Annotated in this window: 17 protein-coding genes and 4 tRNA genes; 10 read left to right on the top strand and 11 right to left on the bottom strand. The window is 63.3% G+C overall.

Going from position 1 to position 17,971, the window contains the following annotated elements; genetic code table 11:
- Window positions 1-46: 46 nt before the first annotated feature.
- The 4 genes from PSEMAI1_RS0105100 to PSEMAI1_RS0105080 all read right to left on the bottom strand — a co-directional run bounded on the left by PSEMAI1_RS0105100 (window position 47) and on the right by PSEMAI1_RS0105080 (window position 4,752).
- Window positions 47-1,159: a glycoside hydrolase family 10 protein gene (locus PSEMAI1_RS0105100; RefSeq protein ID WP_024301824.1), complete on the bottom strand. Its 1,113-nt coding sequence runs from the start codon at window positions 1,157-1,159 to the stop codon at window positions 47-49.
- A 182-nt stretch (window positions 1,160-1,341) separates the two neighbouring features.
- Complete coding sequence (locus PSEMAI1_RS0105095) at window positions 1,342-2,214, bottom strand: hypothetical protein (RefSeq protein WP_024301823.1); 873 nt, start codon at window positions 2,212-2,214, stop codon at window positions 1,342-1,344.
- Between the two features lie 343 nt (window positions 2,215-2,557).
- A complete protein-coding gene (gene gltX / locus PSEMAI1_RS0105085) occupies window positions 2,558-3,943 on the bottom strand; it encodes a glutamate--tRNA ligase (protein WP_024301821.1) in 1,386 nt (461 codons plus the stop codon).
- Window positions 3,944-4,122: 179 nt separating this feature from the next.
- Window positions 4,123-4,752 (bottom strand): LysE family translocator, encoded by a 630-nt coding sequence (locus tag PSEMAI1_RS0105080; RefSeq protein ID WP_024301820.1) that lies wholly within the window; start codon window positions 4,750-4,752, stop codon window positions 4,123-4,125.
- Between the two features lie 169 nt (window positions 4,753-4,921).
- Between PSEMAI1_RS0105080 and PSEMAI1_RS0105075 the strand changes: the two genes are divergently transcribed.
- Entirely contained in the window at window positions 4,922-6,355 is a 1,434-nt protein-coding gene (locus PSEMAI1_RS0105075; protein WP_024301819.1) for a PLP-dependent aminotransferase family protein, read from the top strand.
- Between the two features lie 50 nt (window positions 6,356-6,405).
- Here the strand turns inward: PSEMAI1_RS0105075 and PSEMAI1_RS0105070 are convergent, their stop codons facing one another.
- Window positions 6,406-7,311 carry a L,D-transpeptidase gene (locus tag PSEMAI1_RS0105070; protein WP_029770504.1) on the bottom strand — a complete coding sequence of 302 codons (906 nt, stop codon included), beginning with the start codon at window positions 7,309-7,311 and terminating at the stop codon, window positions 6,406-6,408.
- A 138-nt stretch (window positions 7,312-7,449) separates the two neighbouring features.
- Between PSEMAI1_RS0105070 and rlmD the strand changes: the two genes are divergently transcribed.
- Entirely contained in the window at window positions 7,450-9,003 is a 1,554-nt protein-coding gene (gene rlmD, locus PSEMAI1_RS0105065) for a 23S rRNA (uracil(1939)-C(5))-methyltransferase RlmD (RefSeq protein WP_024301817.1), read from the top strand.
- Window positions 9,004-9,232: 229 nt separating this feature from the next.
- Here rlmD and PSEMAI1_RS0105060 read toward each other — a convergent pair whose 3' ends face one another.
- Both PSEMAI1_RS0105060 and PSEMAI1_RS0105055 read right to left on the bottom strand, forming a co-directional pair.
- On the bottom strand, window positions 9,233-9,982 hold the full coding sequence (locus tag PSEMAI1_RS0105060) for a hypothetical protein (RefSeq protein WP_024301816.1): 750 nt from the start codon (window positions 9,980-9,982) through the stop codon (window positions 9,233-9,235).
- Window positions 9,979-10,770, bottom strand: coding sequence for a hypothetical protein (locus PSEMAI1_RS0105055; RefSeq protein ID WP_156943087.1), 792 nt, complete (start codon window positions 10,768-10,770; stop codon window positions 9,979-9,981). The genes PSEMAI1_RS0105060 and PSEMAI1_RS0105055 overlap by 4 nt, the downstream gene beginning before the upstream one ends.
- Window positions 10,771-11,128: 358 nt before the next feature.
- Between PSEMAI1_RS0105055 and PSEMAI1_RS0105050 the strand changes: the two genes are divergently transcribed.
- The 3 genes from PSEMAI1_RS0105050 to PSEMAI1_RS0105040 all read left to right on the top strand — a co-directional run bounded on the left by PSEMAI1_RS0105050 (window position 11,129) and on the right by PSEMAI1_RS0105040 (window position 12,725).
- Window positions 11,129-11,818, top strand: a complete 690-nt coding sequence (locus tag PSEMAI1_RS0105050; protein WP_024301814.1) for a UPF0149 family protein — start codon at window positions 11,129-11,131, stop codon at window positions 11,816-11,818.
- A gap of 71 nt (window positions 11,819-11,889) precedes the next feature.
- Window positions 11,890-12,375: an NUDIX domain-containing protein gene (locus PSEMAI1_RS0105045; RefSeq protein WP_024301813.1), complete on the top strand. Its 486-nt coding sequence runs from the start codon at window positions 11,890-11,892 to the stop codon at window positions 12,373-12,375.
- On the top strand, window positions 12,372-12,725 hold the full coding sequence (locus PSEMAI1_RS0105040) for a thioredoxin domain-containing protein (protein WP_024301812.1): 354 nt from the start codon (window positions 12,372-12,374) through the stop codon (window positions 12,723-12,725). Before PSEMAI1_RS0105045 ends, PSEMAI1_RS0105040 begins: the two co-directional genes overlap by 4 nt.
- On the opposite strand, the gene PSEMAI1_RS0105035 is transcribed toward PSEMAI1_RS0105040, so the two are convergent.
- The 3 genes from PSEMAI1_RS0105035 to folD form a co-directional block, all read right to left on the bottom strand.
- Window positions 12,686-13,285 carry a hypothetical protein gene (locus PSEMAI1_RS0105035; RefSeq protein ID WP_024301811.1) on the bottom strand — a complete coding sequence of 200 codons (600 nt, stop codon included), beginning with the start codon at window positions 13,283-13,285 and terminating at the stop codon, window positions 12,686-12,688. The genes PSEMAI1_RS0105040 and PSEMAI1_RS0105035 overlap by 40 nt on opposite strands.
- Window positions 13,286-13,288: 3 nt before the next feature.
- The gene (gene purU, locus PSEMAI1_RS0105030; protein WP_024301810.1) at window positions 13,289-14,152 is read right to left on the bottom strand and encodes a formyltetrahydrofolate deformylase; all 864 of its coding nucleotides are present in this window, start codon (window positions 14,150-14,152) and stop codon (window positions 13,289-13,291) included.
- 212 nt (window positions 14,153-14,364) lie between these two features.
- Window positions 14,365-15,216: a bifunctional methylenetetrahydrofolate dehydrogenase/methenyltetrahydrofolate cyclohydrolase FolD gene (gene folD / locus PSEMAI1_RS0105025; protein ID WP_024301809.1), complete on the bottom strand. Its 852-nt coding sequence runs from the start codon at window positions 15,214-15,216 to the stop codon at window positions 14,365-14,367.
- A 114-nt stretch (window positions 15,217-15,330) separates the two neighbouring features.
- Between folD and PSEMAI1_RS0105020 the strand changes: the two genes are divergently transcribed.
- The 5 genes from PSEMAI1_RS0105020 (at window position 15,331) to PSEMAI1_RS0105000 (ending at window position 16,549) form a co-directional block, all read left to right on the top strand.
- Window positions 15,331-15,407: transfer RNA gene (locus PSEMAI1_RS0105020), tRNA-Pro, on the top strand.
- Window positions 15,408-15,433: 26 nt separating this feature from the next.
- Window positions 15,434-15,510, top strand: a tRNA-Arg gene (locus tag PSEMAI1_RS0105015).
- A gap of 23 nt (window positions 15,511-15,533) precedes the next feature.
- Window positions 15,534-15,609: transfer RNA gene (locus PSEMAI1_RS0105010), tRNA-His, on the top strand.
- A gap of 47 nt (window positions 15,610-15,656) precedes the next feature.
- Window positions 15,657-15,732 (top strand) — tRNA-His (locus tag PSEMAI1_RS0105005).
- A gap of 142 nt (window positions 15,733-15,874) precedes the next feature.
- Window positions 15,875-16,549 carry a GntR family transcriptional regulator gene (locus PSEMAI1_RS0105000; protein ID WP_024301808.1) on the top strand — a complete coding sequence of 225 codons (675 nt, stop codon included), beginning with the start codon at window positions 15,875-15,877 and terminating at the stop codon, window positions 16,547-16,549.
- A 163-nt stretch (window positions 16,550-16,712) separates the two neighbouring features.
- Here PSEMAI1_RS0105000 and PSEMAI1_RS0104995 read toward each other — a convergent pair whose 3' ends face one another.
- On the bottom strand, window positions 16,713-17,882 hold the full coding sequence (locus PSEMAI1_RS0104995) for an ABC transporter substrate-binding protein (RefSeq protein WP_024301807.1): 1,170 nt from the start codon (window positions 17,880-17,882) through the stop codon (window positions 16,713-16,715).
- Window positions 17,883-17,971 lie beyond the last annotated feature (89 nt).

The following is a 17,971-nucleotide window of genomic DNA, read 5'->3' as shown; positions in this document are numbered from 1 at the left end:
CCCCTCCTGTTTCGGGCGGAAAGCCGATATCAGCAACCATCACGCTTCACCACTCCCCCAATAGCCTGACCTTGCCCATGGCCTCGTCGTCCCACTTCCCGTACAAGAAGAACGCCACGCTCTCTGTCCCGGGATGGAGATCGCGCATGCCACGATAGATTTCGCGATATTGCGCGTCCGTCCAATGGACATCGAAAGCAGGAACGATCGCGGTGTCCCGCGCTTTGCGCCGGGTTTGCGACAGGATTCCGCTGTCGTTGTACACCCAGCGTGACTCGAACCCCCAGTCGCGGAAATACGCCATCGGGGACACGAAATCGAGGTAATCCTTGAACTTGGCCACGTCTTGCCCGACTTCGCTGAATTCCGGCGGCAGGATATAGACGCCCAGGGAAATGCCCGGCTTGATCTGCTTGATGTCGTCGCGCACCGCCTTGACGTAGTCGCCGATTTGATCGGTCCGCCACTCGCCCCATTGCCTCCGTTCTTCGTTGTCGGTTGTCAGATCGATCGATACCGGATCGACGCCGAAGCGCTGCCGGTAAGCCTCGCGCGTGAGATCACCCATATCCATGTTGAAATCGTCAAACCGCAGCCAATCGAGGACGACACCGTCGACATTGTAACGGCTGACGATCTCCCGGATGATCGAGCGCTGGTACGCCTGCACCTCCGGATGCAACGGGTTGACGAAATACTCCAGACTGCCCGCCCCCTGGAACGGCACGACGTCGCCGTTCACCAGCGACTTCATCTGCCAGGCGCCGTTTATCTCGATGGCGGCCTTGTCGTGAAACTGCGGAATCCATGCCCGTACCTGAATATTCCGTTTGTGCGCCTCGTCGATGACGTCCTGCAGCACGTCAAAGCCATGGTAGCCGGCTGCCCTGGGGGCGATCTTGCTGTCGTAGAACACGTAGCCGGAGGGGATGATGGCTCCATCTTCATCGTTCTTGACGTTCAGATTGATCACGGCCACCTTGCTGCTGGCGGCCACCTCCATGAAGTGGACGATATCGTCATGCGTGTGGAAGTTTTCTGCCGTTCTGACGATGACTTCCGTCGCATACGGCTTTTGTTGAGTAGCGCATGCCGTCAGCCCAGCCAGCACCGCCATCAACAGCAGTGGCCGCAGCAACATGTCCGCCATGTTCTTCATCTTCGAGCCCCCTTGCCTTATTTCACCGGAAACAACGCGTAGCAGACCGATCTTCAAACGGATAAATACTTACAAGGTGTCACTGCGGCATCGCGCCATTGCGGAACGCGTCAGGGAATGCACACGCGGTGCCGCGAGCTGACTTGCATCGACGACCCCGACGGTGGTCTTGACTGGCCACCTCAGTTCCGGTCATGACTTTCAAAGCGATGATCGCAACTCGGGCAACGGCTCGCCGCCTCGAAGGTCCAGTAGACGTGGGTCAGCGTTCTGGAACCGTCCCGGTTGAAGCGTTCGTAAACGGAACTGCGCCCGTTGGCGGACTGGCGCATCAGCGTGCCCCAGCTATTCGGATCGTCGGTGATGTCGACGTCGGACGCGGATGGCGCCGTGGCACTCGAGGCGGCGACGGTGGTGGTGCTATCCCCGTGCGCATAGATGATATTCAGTTCCTCGAAGTCATGCGCGTTCGGCCGTGTGCTATCGCTGTTGGTGGCGTTGGCGCCGGTGTTCGAGAAATAGTCCATGCAGGAATTCTGTGAACTGCCGTCTTCGGATTGATGGTCGAGCCCGAAGGTGTGCGCGATCTCCTGGCACATCACGTGCCGTCTCTCGTTGGTATTGTTATACGTTGAGAGATTGAAGTAACTGTCGTTCATCTTGGCCGCGCCCTGGGTGATGTGGCTACCGCCGGTGATGTTGATCGACGCCAGCCCGAGCCAGCCGTTGAAACCATACTTGCCGTTACAGACCTGGGTGGTGCCCTTGACCATCGAACACGTCCGCTTCGTCGATAGGCCGCCAACGATGGCAGTGAACAGCGGGGTTGTTGCCCCAGAAGGGGGACTGTTCCAGTCGCTGGAGCTCGCCGCGAGGTGGTTCTTCCAATCGAGCGAGGTCAGGTTATCCCCCAGTTTCAGCGTGAACGGGTTACCGGTGCGCGCCCAATGGTAGCCGCCCCAGGAATGCTCCGCCTGGCTTATCCCCGAGAACGCGGCCAAGGCAATCCCGACCAGCAGTGGCAACCGTAAACGTTTATACGCCGTGACGAACATGATGGTTTCCTTTACTCGTGGCATTGGCAGGAACGGGGCACTCCGGGCGCCGGTGGCGAGCGGCCTCGCCCTCATCACTGGAAAACCGATCTTCCAGGTCCTGGACCTTTCGGTTTTCCTTTTCAGTATTTATAGCGTTTGGCACAGCCAAATAAACCCAAACAAGACGCTGAGATAACACGTTGTACTGTTTACCACCCCGTCCTGCAGCGGGAGCAAAGCCCGCACGCGAACAGCTGCGCGGCGACCTCCCGGCCAATACAAAACCCCCGCCCTCCTCTCGGAGCGACGGGGGTTGTTCTGTCGGCCTTTCGGCCGAAGACGTGGCGCCTCAGGCCGGCACTCAGCCCATGCGGCGCAGCACCTCATCCTTGCCGATCAGCGCCAACACGGCGTCGACCGACGGGGTCTGGGTGGTGCCGCACACCAGCACGCGCAGCGGCATGCCGAGCTGGCCCATCTTGATGCCTTCGGCGGCACAGAACGGCTTGAACAGATGGTGGATCGCTGCGGCGTTCCACTCCGGCAGCGCGGCCAGCTGCTCGGCGAAACGCGCCATGCGCGCCTTGCTGTCGTCGGCCAGGTGCTTCTCGACGTCGGCGGCGGCCGGCTCACGCTTACGGTAGAAGTAATCGCATTCGGCGGCCAGGGCGTTGAGATCCTGCACACGCTCCTTGACCAGCGCGATGACGTCGCTCAGGCACGGGCCGCTGGACGGGTCGATGCCGGCCTCGGCCAGCTTCGGTGCGATCAGCTGCGCCAGGCGCAGGTTGTCGGCGGCCTTGATGTGCTGGGCGTTGAGCCACAGGAACTTCTCGTTGTTGAAACGGCTGGCCGAAGGGCTGACGTCCTTCAGGTCGAACCACTCGACGAACTGCTCTATGGTGAAGAACTCGTCGTCGCCGTGGCCCCAGCCCAGGCGCGCCAGATAGTTGAGCAGCGCTTCCGGCAGGATGCCCTTGGCGGCGTAGTCGACCACGCTCACCGCGTCGCGGCGCTTCGACATCTTCTGGCCGTCCTCGTTGAGGATCATCGGCAGGTGGCCGTACACCGGTAGCGGCGCACCCAGAGCCTGCAGGATGTTGATCTGGCGCGGGGTGTTGTTGACGTGGTCGTCGCCGCGGATGACGTGGGTGATGTTCATGTCCCAGTCGTCCACCACCACGCAGAAGTTGTAGGTCGGGCTGCCGTCCGGGCGGGCGATGATCAGATCGTCCAGTTCCTCGTTCTGGAATTCGATGCGCCCCTTGACCGCGTCGTCCCACGCCACGCTGCCGGTCAGCGGGGTCTTGAAGCGCACCACCGGCTGTACTCCCGCCGGCGGCGTCGGCAGGGTCTTGCCTTCTTCCGGGCGCCAGCGGCGGTCGTAGCGCGGCTTCTCGCCCTTGGCTTCCTGCTCGGCGCGCAGCGCTTCCAGTTCTTCCTTGGAGCAGTAGCAGTAGTAGGCGTGGCCAGAGGCCACGAGCTGCTGGATGACCTCTTTGTAACGGTCGAAACGCTGGGTCTGGTAGAACGGACCTTCGTCGTAGTCGAGGCCGATCCAGTGCATGCCGTCCAGGATGGCCTTCACCGATTCCGGCGTGGAGCGCTCGAGGTCGGTGTCTTCGATACGCAGGATGAAGCTGCCGTGGTTCTTGCGGGCATACGCCCAGGAAAACAGCGCGGTGCGCACACCACCGATGTGCAGGTAACCGGTGGGGCTGGGGGCGAAACGGGTGCGGATCATGATGGCCAGGGTCTGACGAAAAGACGAAGGTGCTATTGTACGCTGCCCGCAAAAAAGCCCGCAAACGCGGGCTCGATAGTGAACGTAGGATAGGTGGAGGCACTCGGTGCCGGAACCCATCGTCGATGGGTTCCCTACGCTTCACCCATTCTACGGTCGCATACTACAGGCCGTGAACAGGCTTACACGAACGGCACCATGTCGACCGCCCCCGCCGGCAGCTTGTCCGCCACCAGCCACAGCGCCATGCCGGCCAGCAGGCTCGCCATGAGCCAGTTGAACGCGGCCAGCCGGCGCGGCGAGCGCAGGAAACGCGCCAGCGCCACCCCGCCCCAGGCCCACACCCCGATGCACGGCAGCGCCACCAGGAATGAGACCGCCGCGAACAGGCCGCCTGCCTGCCACAGTGGCATGCCGGAGGGCAGGAACAGCAGCGCCAGGTTGACGCTCATCAGCCAGACGTTGGGGTTGAGCCAGTTGAACAGCACGCCGCCGGCGAACCCCATCGGCCGCGCCGCCGCGCCGGCCTCACCCGGCTGACTGGCACGCGCCATCTGCCACGCCAGCCACAGCAAATAGCCGCCGCCGGCCAGCGCCAACCATAGCTGCAGATCGGTCATCAGCTCCTTGATATGCCCCAGCGCCACCGCCAGGATGGCGATCTGGCAGGCCAAGCCCAGCGCCATGCCGAGCAATGCCGGCAGGGTGCGGCTGAAGCCGAAGCGGACGCCGGACGAGGCCAGCACCAGGTTGTTGGGACCGGGGGTGATGGTCATCACCATCAGGTAGAGCGCCAGCGGGACGAAATTCATGCGAGTTCCAGCAAAAAACGTTGTTTTTCGATGGAGACATCGTAGCGAGCCGGCGGCTACAATAACAGATTCAGAAAAATCTCATTGCAACCATAACAGTTTGGACATTTACCAACTGTTATGGTCGGCTTTACCGCCAACTGTACCGCTTGATGCCAACGGAGCCCCCATGAGCCACGAGCCGCTCTACCAGCAACTGGTCAACGAATGGATCACGCTGATCCAGAACGGCGTGATGCGCCCGGGCGAGCGCCTGCCCTCGGTGCGCCAGGCCTGCTCCATGCACAAGGTCAGCCCGTCCACCATCCTCGCCGCCTACCGCGCACTGGAGGACCGCGGTGTGATTGAGGCGCGGCCGCAATCGGGCTTCTACGTCAAGCAGTCCGCCAACCTGCCGCTGCCGCGCATGCGCCGCCAGAGCACCGCGCTGCCGACCAGCGACGACGTGCTTGACCACATCGAGACCTTCCTGGCCTCACAGAGCCACGCCGATTTCATCGACCTGTCGCTGGCCAGCCCGCGCGGCAGCGACTTCTACCCCACCGGTCGCTTCAAGCAGATCCTCAATCAGTTGATCCGCCAACAGCCAGAACTCGCCACCGACTACCCGTTCCCGCCCGGTTCGGCGCGGCTGCGGCGCCAGATCGCCCAGCGCGTGGTGAGCTGGGGCTGCGTGCTGGCGGCGGAAGACATCCTCATCACCAACGGCTGCTCCGAAGCGCTGTCGCTGGCGCTGCGCGCGGTGTGCAAGCCCGGCGACACCGTGGGGCTGGAATCGCCCACCTACTTCGCGCTGATTCCGCTGCTCAAGAGCCTCGGGCTGTCGGCGATCGAGATTCCCACCCACCCCACCACCGGGCTCTCGCTCGACGCGCTGGAGCTGCTGCTGTCGGAACAACGCCTGAACGCCATCGTCGCCATGCCGACGGTGCACAATCCGCTGGGCTGCAGCATGCCGCTCGAGGCGAAAAAGCGCTTGGCCGAACTGGTCAACCAGTACCGGGTGCCGCTGATCGAGGACACCCCGCACGCCGAGCTGTTCTACGGCCAGGCGGTGCCGGACGCGGTCAAGGCCTACGACCGCGACGGCTGGGTGCTGCTGTGCTCCAGCTACAGCAAGACGCTGGTGCCGGGGTTTCGTATCGGCTGGATCGCGCCGGGGCGCTATCTGAAGGAAGTGACGCGGCTCAAGGTGGCCAGCACGCTGGGCCAGCCGCGGCTATTGGAAGAAACGGTGGCGGAATACCTGGAAAGCGGCGGCTACGACCACCACCTGCGCGGCCTGCGGCGCCATTTCATGAGCCAGATGGAACGGCTGCGCGGCATGGTGGCCAGCCACTTCCCGGCCGGTACGCGCGCCACCTCGCCGTCGGGCGGCTGCCTGTTGTGGGTGGAACTACCCTCCGCCACCGACACCCAGCAACTGTTCCGCGCCGCCCTGGCCGAGCGCATCACCGTGGCGCCCGGCACCATCTACTCGGCCAAGGGACGCTACCGGCACTGCCTGCGGCTGTCGTGCTGCTACCCCTGGAGCGATGCCTTCGAGCGCGCGCTGGTACGCGTCGGCGAACTGGCCGGCCAGAGCCGCAGCACATCGGCATAAAAAAGCCGCAGCCTCGCTGGCTGCGGCCTGTTTCCGAATTCACGCCGGTGTCACACCTTCGCTGGCTTTTTGACCGGATGATGCTCCAGCTTGTTGACCGTTTCCGGCTGCGCCGCCGGTACTGCCGGGACGGCTTCGACCGGCGTCAGCTCGGGCACCTTGTCGTCGCCGCTCAGCCAGCGCAGGGCCGACAGCTCGCCGCTGATGCGCGCCTTGTCGACCGACTTGCAGCTCAGACACACCGGCTTGCCGTTGCGCTCCTTCAGCGCCAGGTCCACCCGCTTGCCGTGCACCGCCACCCGGCGATTGGCCTGCCAGGTCAACAGCACCTGCGCCAGGTGCTCGAACGAGGGATCATCGAGCTTGTAGGGGTTCTTCAGCGCGGTCAGCCACAGCTCCCCGGCCGCGTCCTCGTTCAGCAGCACGGTCTGATACGCCACCGTCACCGCCGCGCCGGGGGCCACCGTGCTGGCCAGCTCGTCGATGTCCTCGTTCTTCAGCCGCACGCAGCCATGGCTGCGGAAGCCCGGCACACTGGCCGGCGCGTTGGTGCCGTGCATGCCCAGGCCCAGGCGCGCCTCGCCGAAGCGTACGAAGGCGTTGCCGAGCGGATTGTCCGGCCCCGGCGGCACCGAGGTCTGCACCGGCTTGCCCTGCTGCTTCATTTCTTCCTGGATCGACTTCGGCACATACCAGACGGGATTGGGGTAAATGCCGGTCACGGCGTAGGTGCCGGTCGGGGTCTGGGTCAGCATCTTGCCCACCGCCACCGGATAGGACTTGAGCAGCGTGCCGTCGCGGTACAGGAACAGCCGGGTCTGCGGCAGGTTGATCACCACGTGCAGCCCGCTGCCGTTGATCAGCACGTCCGGCGCCGGCACCGGCGCCCCTTGCGCCAGCGCCACGGCGCCCAGCATAGCACTAGCGACGACGAGCTTCCCTGTTGCACCTACCATACCATTCCGTTCCGTCAATAAACTGGTCGCGCCATTTTAGCAGAAACCTCGCCACGCACCCCTAGCAAAAAACCCTGCGCGCGACGGCGTATTTTGCGAAAATTACGGTTTTACCGTTTTGATTTGACACGGAAAACGATGAATCAATCCCACCCAGTCGCCCTGGTCGAATCGCTCGACTACGAAGGGCGCGGCGTCGCCCACGTGGAGGGCAAGACGATCTTCATCGATGGGGCGCTGCCTTATGAAACAGTCAGCTACAGCTCCTATCGCAAGAAACCCAGCTACGAGAACGCCGACACCAGCGCGGTGCTGAAGGAAAGCTTCATGCGCGCCACGCCGCGCTGCCCGCACTTCGGCGTATGCGGCGGCTGTTCGATGCAGCACGTCGAGTTCTCCGCCCAGGTCGCCATCAAGCAGCGCGTGCTGGAAGACAACCTCAAGCACATCGGCAAGGTCAGCGCCGAGCGCATGCTGACCCCGATCGCCGGCCCGGCCTGGGGCTACCGCCACCGCGCCCGCCTGTCCGCGCGCCTGGTCGAGAAGAAGGGCGGTGTGCTGGTCGGCTTCCACGAAAAGCGCTCGAGCTACATCGCCGAGATGACCGAGTGCCACATCCTGCCGCCGCACATCTCGGCGCTGATCATGCCGCTGCGCGAAATGATCCTCACGCTGTCGATCAAGGACCGCATGCCGCAGGTGGAAGTGGCGGTCGGCGAGAAGGTCGACATCCTGGTGTTCCGCAACATGGACGCCATCAGCGTCGCCGACGAGGCGATCCTGCGCCGCTTCTCCGACACTCACTCGCAGCCGGGCCGCCCGCTGCAGATCTGGCTGCAGCCCAAGGGACCGGACAGCTGCTACCCGATCTACCCTCTCGACGCCCCCAAGCTCACCTATACGCTGCGCGACTTCAATGTCGAAATGCCGTACTACCCGACCGAGTTCACCCAGGTGAACCCCGAGATCAACAACGTCATGGTGACGCGCGCGCTCAAGCTGCTCGACCCGCAGCCGGGCGAGCGCATCGCCGACATGTTCTGCGGCATCGGCAACTTCACGCTGCCGATCGCCCGCTCCGGCGCCGACGTGCACGGCATGGAAGGCAGCGAGGCGCTGGTCAAGCGCGCCGTCGAGAACGCCCGCCACAACAGCCTCGAGCACAAGGTCAGCTACGAAATGGCCAACCTGTTCGAAGTCACCGAGGAGAGCTTCGCCGCACTGGGCAAGTTCGACAAGATGCTGGTCGACCCGCCGCGCGACGGCGCCGTGCAGCTCTTGAAGGCCCTCACCGACGAAACCGCGCCGCAGCGCATCGTCTACGTCTCCTGTAACCCGGCCACGCTGGCGCGCGACGCCGGCGTGCTGGTGCACACCAAGGGCTACACGCTGAAGGCGGCCGGCATCATCAACATGTTCCCGCACACCGCCCACGTGGAATCGGTTGCCTGGTTCGAGAAGACCGGCCCATGCAAGTCCAAGAAGGAAATGGACGAGATGGAAGCGGCCGAAGCCGCCGCCCGCGAAGCCGCCAAGGCGGCGAAGAAATCCCGCGAAGCCGAAGCCGCCCGGAAAAAGGCCGAGGAAGAAGCCGAACGCGCCGCCAAGAAGGAAGCGCGCCGCCAGCACTACCTCGCCAACAAGGACTACTACGACGCGCGCAACGCGGCGAAGGCCGGCACGGGCAAGTAAGGCATGTGAACAGCTTTAGATGAATTCCTTGTATCACTCGACCCCAGTTGTACCCCAGAGCGAACCATGCGAATTCATCTTACCGATAGCTTCATCGCTAGACTGAAGACCCCGGATACTCGTGTTGAATACAAGGACACGAGGATTCCGGGGTTTACTTTGCGGGTAGGTCGCTCTGCCAAACACCACTACACATCCGCAAACGCGAGCACAACCCAAGCCCCTTAGTTCAGCGGGTCAGTAGCTTGGGAATGGCGGGCTCCAAATCCTCGAACAGGTATTCTTCATCCGTACGCTCCCCTCCCCATTTAAGTTGCCGGCGAGTTCTTAGCCAGTCCTCGCGGACGGCAATACGCCAGACTGGCCGAGCGGAAGCCGCCTCCAATATCGACACCCGATAGGTTATGTACGGTTTTTCCAGCTCGGGATTAGTCAAGAGCTCGTTGAACCCCAGGGTCATGATGCCAAACATGGCACGCTCAGTAGCATTAGCCATGCTGCAGGAGTTATGAATGTGCAAGATCAGCACCCCATCAGCCACTTCCCCTGTACGTAGCCGCTCAAGCAGCCTCCGAGAGGAAGAACCGGGCAGTTGCTCTACTTGGCTATTGACCGACCACGTAGTTATCTCTTGCAGGAATGGCAGGTTCCTGGGAGGCACTAGCCATTCCGGATAACGATCCGGATCGGGAAGGATCAACTCATAACCTTTGCGCTGAGCAAGGTAATCCGCCACCAGCTGGAAAAAACCGTTGTCGTAATCGATCGCGATCTCGTCATTGCCATAGAGGCAAATTTTGGCGGGCTGCTGGACGATGGGGATAGGTGCAAGACGACGTAGCCTGCCAACGGTGCGGGGAATGCCCTCCCGTGCGGATTGGTAGCTGACTGGGCTGACGGGCTGCTTGCTCTCCCACGCGGAACAAGCCGCCAGCAGCCATCCCGCCACAACAAGCAGCATCCGCCCCGGCACAATCATGGCCCAACCTCTTCCAAACGGCTGAGCAGCATGGCGGCCAAGATTTCTGCCATTTCATGAATAGAATAGCGCAGATACACTCCGTCATCCTTGGCAAACTGAGCAAATGAAGCACACACTGGCGGCGGGGCATCCACACTGCTCTTGGCAACATCCAATTCCAGGGTTTCCCGATGCCGTTCCCGCCCTGAACGTAGCACGGCAAATTGCACCCGAGTCACTAGGCACATCTCCGTACCGGACTTGAAAACCGCTGCCGGGGTCGCGGCCCTGGTGACCAGCCCGAAGCGGGTAATCCGTGCCTTGAGGCTGAGAGGGGATTCGATACGGCGAGAAGGCAGTTGTGCGCGGATGGCTGATAGCAAGCGCTCAGGCAGAGGCTCTTCCGAGAAGATGCGTATCAGCATCTTTTGTCTGGCATTGAATACGGCGTTCATGGGTGGACCGATGAATGGATAAAGCACTCCCAGGCCATACACCGGATTGATCGCTGACATGGGGACGGAGATCACCCCAGCACCGACAAACGTCCAGGAACTGGTCGTTCGAGTCTCGATTTCTGCCTGGGTGCCAACAGCAATATCGAAGTCCACCCCGCTAACCTCAGCATGAGCAGGACGGATTTCGATCATCGGAGAGTCAGAAAAGCGGGGGATCGCGACAGAAGAGGAAGCGTCCTCCTTGCCAGAGACAGGCTCGGCAAAACCTGTTGTTGCATACAACAAAGCCATGGCTGACATCAGCGCTTGAACAATGCCCGGTTTTACGGTGTGAGAACTCGATGGCAAGATGGCGCCCTCCCTTCGCCCCTTGCTCCTTATTCATTATTCATTTCAATTTGGCACCCACTTCTTAACGGTATTTCGTGCCGAATGCCAGAAAACACAGAGCGACAGCGATTGGTCGCCGGTATCTCAATCATAGGCCAATCCACCCCCTGACTTATCAACAGACAGGCCCCAGGCCGGTTATCAGCCAGCAAAGACAAATCATTAAAGATGGGCTGAAACGGCCAAGCTTGTCACATTGCTATGCGGCAAACCTTAAAACTGCTCGGCCTGCCATTTTTTTCAGCACATAAATCTGTCGGCAGTACCACTATTTGACCGATAATAGCCCCCTCTGCTCACTCTCACGCCGACCACCATGAGCCACAAACCCCTCACCGACAGCGACTACCAGCGCCTGGGCGCGACGCTGGCCCGCTTCCGCGACCAGCAGTGCATGAGCCTGGAGCAACTGGACGGTTTCTTCGCCGCCTTGCTGTGCGGCCCCGAACCGATCAAGCCCAGCGAAGTGCTGCCGCTGATCCTGGGCGACGCCTTCGACGACGAAGCGGCCTTCAGCTCGCCCAAGGCGCTGGAGCAGTTCGTCGCGCTGCTGATGGGGCACTGGCTCGACATCGCCGACACGCTGCACTCAGGGCGGGAGTTTCACCCCTGGCTGGAGCCCGACGAACACGGCGTGGTGCACGGCAACGACTGGGCGCAGGGTTTCACCACCGGCATGGAGCTGATGAACGAGGACTGGGGCCTGCTGTTCGAGAATGAGGAACAGGCCGAGGCGCTGGTGCCGATCATGGCGCTGGCGTTCGAACACCACCCCGATCCGGACATGCGTCCCTACGTCGACAGCGCCGACGCCGGGCAGCGCGAAGAATGGCTGGCCGGCATTTCGCCCGCGGTTGGGTCGATCTACCGCTTCTTTGCCGCCATCCGCAAGCAGATAGAGCAGGACAGCAGCGACGCCGAGCGGGACGAAACCGCCAAACCCGCCGCCCCAGTTGCGCGTCCGACGCGCCCAGGCAAGCAGGGCAAGGGCGGAGGCCGCCGCTGAGCGGGGATGGGATGCGGACCATCACAAGGCCGCCGGCGAGCGGCCCCGAGATAACCACAGAATCACGAGCGATGACGATATTGGATGCAAGAAAACCGGAGCCGCGGCCCGATCAGCGGTTGTCGCCGACCCTGGCCCGGCGTGCCACGGCGATCATCGAAATGCCGGACGGCGTGCTGGTGGCGGCGACGCGCGGGGGGCGCTACCAACTGCCGGGCGGCAAGGCCAACCGCGGCGAGCTGCGCTCGCAGGCGCTGATCCGCGAGGTGCGCGAGGAAACCGGGCTGCGCATCAACTCGATGCTGTACCTGTTCGACCACATCACGCCGCACGCCGCGCACAAGGTCTACCTGGCGATCGCCCAGGGCCAGGCCAAGCCACAAGGCGAGGTCGAGCGCATCGCGCTGGTGACCTCGCCGGACAGCGAACTCGACCTGCTGCACGATGCGCGCGCCATCCTGCGCCGCTACGCGCGCGTGCGCAGCGACACCTCGCCCAAGGGCGAAGCGCTGCGCGCCTTTCTCGGGCTGGCGCGCTACATCGCCAAGGTGGAATGAACCACGCCACCCTGCCCTGGCTGGAACTGGACGAGTTCCGTTTCCACCACGTCCTACCCACCCTGCCCGGCGCCACGCTGGTGCTGTTCAGCCAGCCGCATTGCGGCGCCTGCCGGTTGTGGCTCGCCCGCTTGCCACGGCTGCTCCCGCCGCCGATCCGCCAGCTTTGCTACGTCGACATCGCCGTCAGCAGCGCGCTGGCGCACGAGTTCGAACTGTTCCACCTGCCGGCGCTGGCCTTATACGACAACGGCGCGTTTCACTCCATGGTGAACGCGCCGTTGGAACGGGACAGTCTGGCCGCAGCGATTCAGATCGCGCTGGCGTCGCCGCCGTCGGAAGCCCCCTGAGCCGGCTCCGACTGGTGCAATTCGATGCCCAGTTCCTCCGGCACCTGCACCCAGTCGAGCGAGGCCGCCAGCGATAGCGTCGACCCCATCAATACCATCGCCAGCGGCGAGAACAGCAGCACGCCGAGCAGAATCCGCCCGCGCGACACCCCCGACACCGTCGCCAGCGAGTGCACCAGCACCAGGATGGTAAACACCGACAGCACAAAGGCACCGGCCAGCGCGGCGTCGTCCGGCAGCCAGCTGGTCAGCGGCTCGAGAATCTGTATCCCGTTGGCGGCGACCACCAGCCCGAACAGCGAGCCGCTGGGCTTCCACTTGCCCAGGCGCAGCCACAGCCCCATGAACTGGGTGAACAGCAAGGTCTCGAGCCAGGTGAACAGCAGGAAGAACGCGACACGCCCCTCGACGTTGTCGCCCAGCCCCTCGGCCCCGGCGCTGGCGATGATGCCGAGCGCGGTCAATAGCAGCGCCGGCTGCCAGAACGCATACTGGTAGTGCTGCAGCGGCCTCACGCGGAAGCGCACCAGGTCGAGGGCATCGTCAAACAGGATACGCATGGCTCAGTCGAATACCACGGTCTTGTTGCTGTAGGACAGCACGCGATCGTCGAGGTGCCAGCGCACCGCGCGCGACAGCACCACCTTTTCCAGGTCGCGCCCCTTCTGCACCAGGTCTTCCACGTCGTCGCGGTGCGAGATACGGGTGACCTCCTGCTCGATGATCGGGCCGTCGTCCAGCACCTCGGTGACGTAGTGGCTGGTGGCGCCGATCAGCTTCACGCCGCGCGCGAAGGCGCGGTGGTAGGGCTTGGCGCCGTCGAACGCCGGCAGGAAGCTGTGGTGGATATTAATCACACGGTTCGGGAAGCGCTCGACGAACTTGTGCGACAGCACCTGCATGTAGCGCGCCAGCACGATCACGTCCACGCCGGCCTCGTCCAGCAGGCGCCACTGCTCGGCCTCGGCCTCTGCCTTGTTGCCCTGCGTCACCGCCACTACGTGGTAGGGGATGCCGTTGAACTCGGCGATGCGCCGGCAGTCCTCGTGGTTGGAGATGATCAGCGGGATGTCGCAGTTGAGCTCGCCGATGCGCCAGCGGTGCAGCAGGTCGACTAGGCAGTGCTCGTACTTCGAGACGAAGATCGCCATGCGCGGCTTGCGGCTCGACAGCGACACGCGCCAGGTCATGCCGTGCTTGTCGGCGATCGGCTGGAACGCCGCGGCGAAGCTTTCCATCGGCAGCGTGAAGCCGTTCAGGTCCCACTCGATGCGCATCAGGAACAGGTTTTCGCTGACATCCTGATGCTGGTCGGCATGCATGATGTTGGCGTTGTAGGTCATCAGGAAGTTGGCGATGGCTGCCACCAGCCCCTTCTTGTCCGGGCAGCTGATCAGCAGCGTGGCCGAGTTCTTGTTATGACTCATGTACCCTCCGAGGGACGAAACCGGTCATTCCAATTCGCCTTAGAAACGATAACTTTGTCGGCGGCGTTGCGCGGACTGCGTGCGAATCTATCGCTGGGCCAATCGAAGATTGGCACGCAGAGATTCGCTCAGCGAGCCCTTGCCGTACTACTTGTACTGTCTGCGGCCCCGCTCACTTGCCTTCGCGTTCTCGTTCCTAATGCTGTTTGGAATCAGGCGTTCAGGTTGGCCGAATCCAGCGTGTTCTGCAGCAGCGTGGCCACGGTCATCGGGCCGACGCCGCCCGGCACCGGGGTGATGAAGGCCGCGCGCTCGCGGGCGGTGGCGAATTCCACGTCGCCGCACAGCTTGCCGCTGTCGAGACGGTTGATGCCCACGTCGATCACCACCGCGCCCGGCTTGACCCACTCGCCCTTGATGAAGTTGGGGATGCCCACCGCGGCCACCACGATGTCGGCCTCGGACACTTCCTTGGGCAGGTCGGTGGTGGCGCTGTGGCACACCGTCACGGTGGCGCGCGCCAGCAGCATTTCCAGCGCCTGCGGGCGGCCGACGATGTTGGAGGCGCCGACGATCACCACCTTCTTGCCCTTCGGGTCGATGCCGTACTCTTCCAAGAGGGTCATCACGCCGCGCGGGGTGCACGGACGCAGCAGCGGCATCTTCACCGCCAGGCGGCCCATGTTGTAGGGGTGGAAACCGTCCACGTCCTTCTTCGGATTGATGCGTTCGATCACCGATTGCGGGTCGATCTGCTTGGGCAGCGGCAATTGCACCAGGATGCCGTCGATGTCGGCGTCGGCGTTGAGCTGATCGATGATCCCCAGCAGTTCTTCCTGCGAGGTGGACGCGGGCAGGTCGTAGGCCACCGAGCGGATGCCGGCCTTCTCGCACGAACGCTTCTTGTTGCCGACGTACACGCTGGAAGCCGGATCGTCTCCGACCAGGATGACGGCCAGCGCCGGAGCACGCTTGCCCGCCGCGAGGCGAGCTTCCACGCCTTCGCGTACGCGCCCGATCAATTTTTCCGCTACCGCTTTGCCATCAATGAGTTGTGCCGTCATGCTGTATCCCGAAACCAAACCAAGCAAAAACGCCATTTTCTCATTTTTCACCCCCTTAGCTCAACGGGTATTGACAGTGATATGACCGATCCGTATAGTTGCGCTCTCTGTCGTCGGGGTGTAGCGCAGCCTGGTAGCGCACCTGATTTGGGATCAGGGGGTCGAGAGTTCGAATCCCTCCACCCCGACCAGAAACTCCGCGCACTCGGTGCAGGATGCGCCCGTAGCTCAACCGGATAGAGCACCGGCCTTCTAAGCCGGGGGTTACAGGTTCGAGTCCTGTCGGGCGCGCCAGTAGTATCTGCAGTATGACAGCGGTGGATGTAGCTCAGTTGGTAGAGTCCCGGATTGTGATTCCGGTTGTCGTGGGTTCGAGTCCCATCATCCACCCCATAAAATTCATGAATGGAGCGATCGCTTCGTTCTCACCGTCTTCGGCGGTGGATGTAGCTCAGTTGGTAGAGTCCCGGATTGTGATTCCGGTTGTCGTGGGTTCGAGTCCCATCATCCACCCCAGTTTTGCAAAAACCGGCCAGCTGGCCGGTTTTTTGTTGCGCCGCAGCCCTCGCCGGCTGCGGTTTCGCTTGTCTACCCTGCAGCGCTCCGTAATAATTGAATACATTTGTATGTATCCGATTGACTGACAGAGCTTCCGCCCATGACCACCCTGCAGCCGATCAAGCGCCAGACGCTGACGAGTGCCGTAACCGAATCCCTGCGCCAACGCATCCTGTCCGGCGAGTTTGCCGACGGCCAGCAATTGCGCCAGGAAGCGCTTTCCAATGAATACGGTGTGAGCCGGGTCCCCGTGCGCGAGGCACTGCGCCAGCTCGAGGCCGAAGGCCTGATCCAGATCATCGACCACAAGGGCGCGTTGGTATCCAAACTGTCGCTGGACGACGTGCTGGAGCTGCTGGAAATCCGCGCCATGCTGGAAAGCTCGCTGCTGCGTGCCGCCATTCCGCGCCAGACCAAGGCCGACCTGGCCATGGCCGCCGACACGCTGAAGCAGTTCGAGATTGCACTGCAGACCAACGACATCCGCCACTGGGGCGAACTGAACTCGCGCTTCCACTTGGCACTCTACCGCGCCGCCAAGCGCCCCAATACGCTGGCGCTGATCGAACAGCTGCACAACAAGACCGACCGCTACACGCGCATGCAGATCCTGTTCACCCAGACCATGGAACGCGCGCACGAGGAGCACACCAAGCTGCTGGAACTGTGCCGGGAAGGTGCCGCCGAGGAGGCTGCCGAGTTCATCCGCGTCCACATCCTGTCGGCCGGCCACGCGCTGGAAAGCTATCTCAAGAATCAGGGCGCGCCGCGCTGACCTCGCGCCGCGGCCAACCCGCCGGCCGGCCAAGCTGAAATCACCGTTCGCCCCAGGCTCGGCGCAGGGCAGGCGGTGATTTTTACCATGCGCCGCGCCCCCATGACCGGGACCGCCTCCCCTCACGCGGCCAGGCCTTAACGCCAGAACCGCCTTGCCCCCACTACTTCGCCCCCCTCAGCCTCTCCTCGCGGTAGGCGTGCACCACCTCACCTCCCGCCACCTTGCCGATCACCGGCACCGTTTCATCGATGGCCTCGTGGTTGTCCGGGCTGAACGGGCGGCGATAGCGCGTGATCACACCGTCGACCGGCTGGCGCAGATGCTCCAGTGCCTGACGGATCGCCGCCCGGTCGGTTGTGCCGGCCTGGCGGATCGCCGCCGCCAACAGCAGCATGGCGTCGTAGCCCTGCGCCGCCGAAGGCGGTGACGCGATGCGCCGGCCACGGCTCAGCGCCAGGTAGGCATCGATGAAGGCCTTGCGCCGGCCGCTGGCGCCATCCGGAATGAAAGTCTGCACCATGCGCGTGCCGTCGGCGTTGGGACCGGCATTGTCGATGAAATTGGACATCGACAGCGTCCAGCTGCCTATCAGCGGCACCTGCCAATCCATCCGCGCCATGCCGTTGGCGATTTCCACCAGCTCCGGCCCGATGGCGTAGGTCAGGATGACTTCGGCGCCCTGCCTCGCCGCCGCGCGCAGCGGCTGCTCCATGTCGCGCGCACGCAGATCGAAGCGCTCCACCACCACCGGCCGCACCCCGTAGCGCGCCAGCGCCGCGGTCAGCTCCATCACCCCCTGCTCACCGTAACGGGTGGTGTCGGCAAAGATGGCGATGCGCCGGTAGCCGGCGCGCTCCACCGCCTCGCGCGCGATCAGCCGCGCCTGCACCGTGTCGGACAGCGCGACGCGGAACACGTAGCCGTTGCGCGCGGGCCGGGTCAGCCCGGCCGCCGTGGCCACCGCGATCACCAGCGGCACGCGTGCCTCCTGGTATAGCCCGACCACCGCCTCGGCGACCGCGGTATTGACGAGACCCACCGTGGCCACCACACCCTCTCCGATCAGCTCGCCGTTGACGCGGCGGCCGCGCAGCGGGTTGCCGCCATCGTCGCGCTCGACCAGTTGCAGCGGTCGCCCCAGCACGCCGCCGGCGGCGTTGATCTCCTGTGCCGCCAGACGGATGCCGTTGCGCATGCTCAAGCCCATCGGTGACGAGCCGCCGGTGAAGGCCCCCGGCACGCCGATGCGAATCGGCTCGACGGCGACGGCCAGCGTTGCCCACAGCAGGCCGGCCAGCACCAGTGAGCACTTCAAAATAATTGTTTTCATTGTCTCTTTTCTCCGGAGCGCAAGCTTAACGGCCCGCCGGCCAATCAACAAGCCCGCTCCGGTTCGGGCTAACCCGACTTATCTTCGGG

Origin of the sequence: Pseudogulbenkiania sp. MAI-1 (genome assembly GCF_000527175.1) — a bacterium.
GTDB lineage: Bacteria > Pseudomonadota > Gammaproteobacteria > Burkholderiales > Chromobacteriaceae > Pseudogulbenkiania.
The sequence above is the reverse complement of the archived record's forward strand: the minus strand, read 5'-3'. Positions and strand labels throughout refer to the sequence as shown.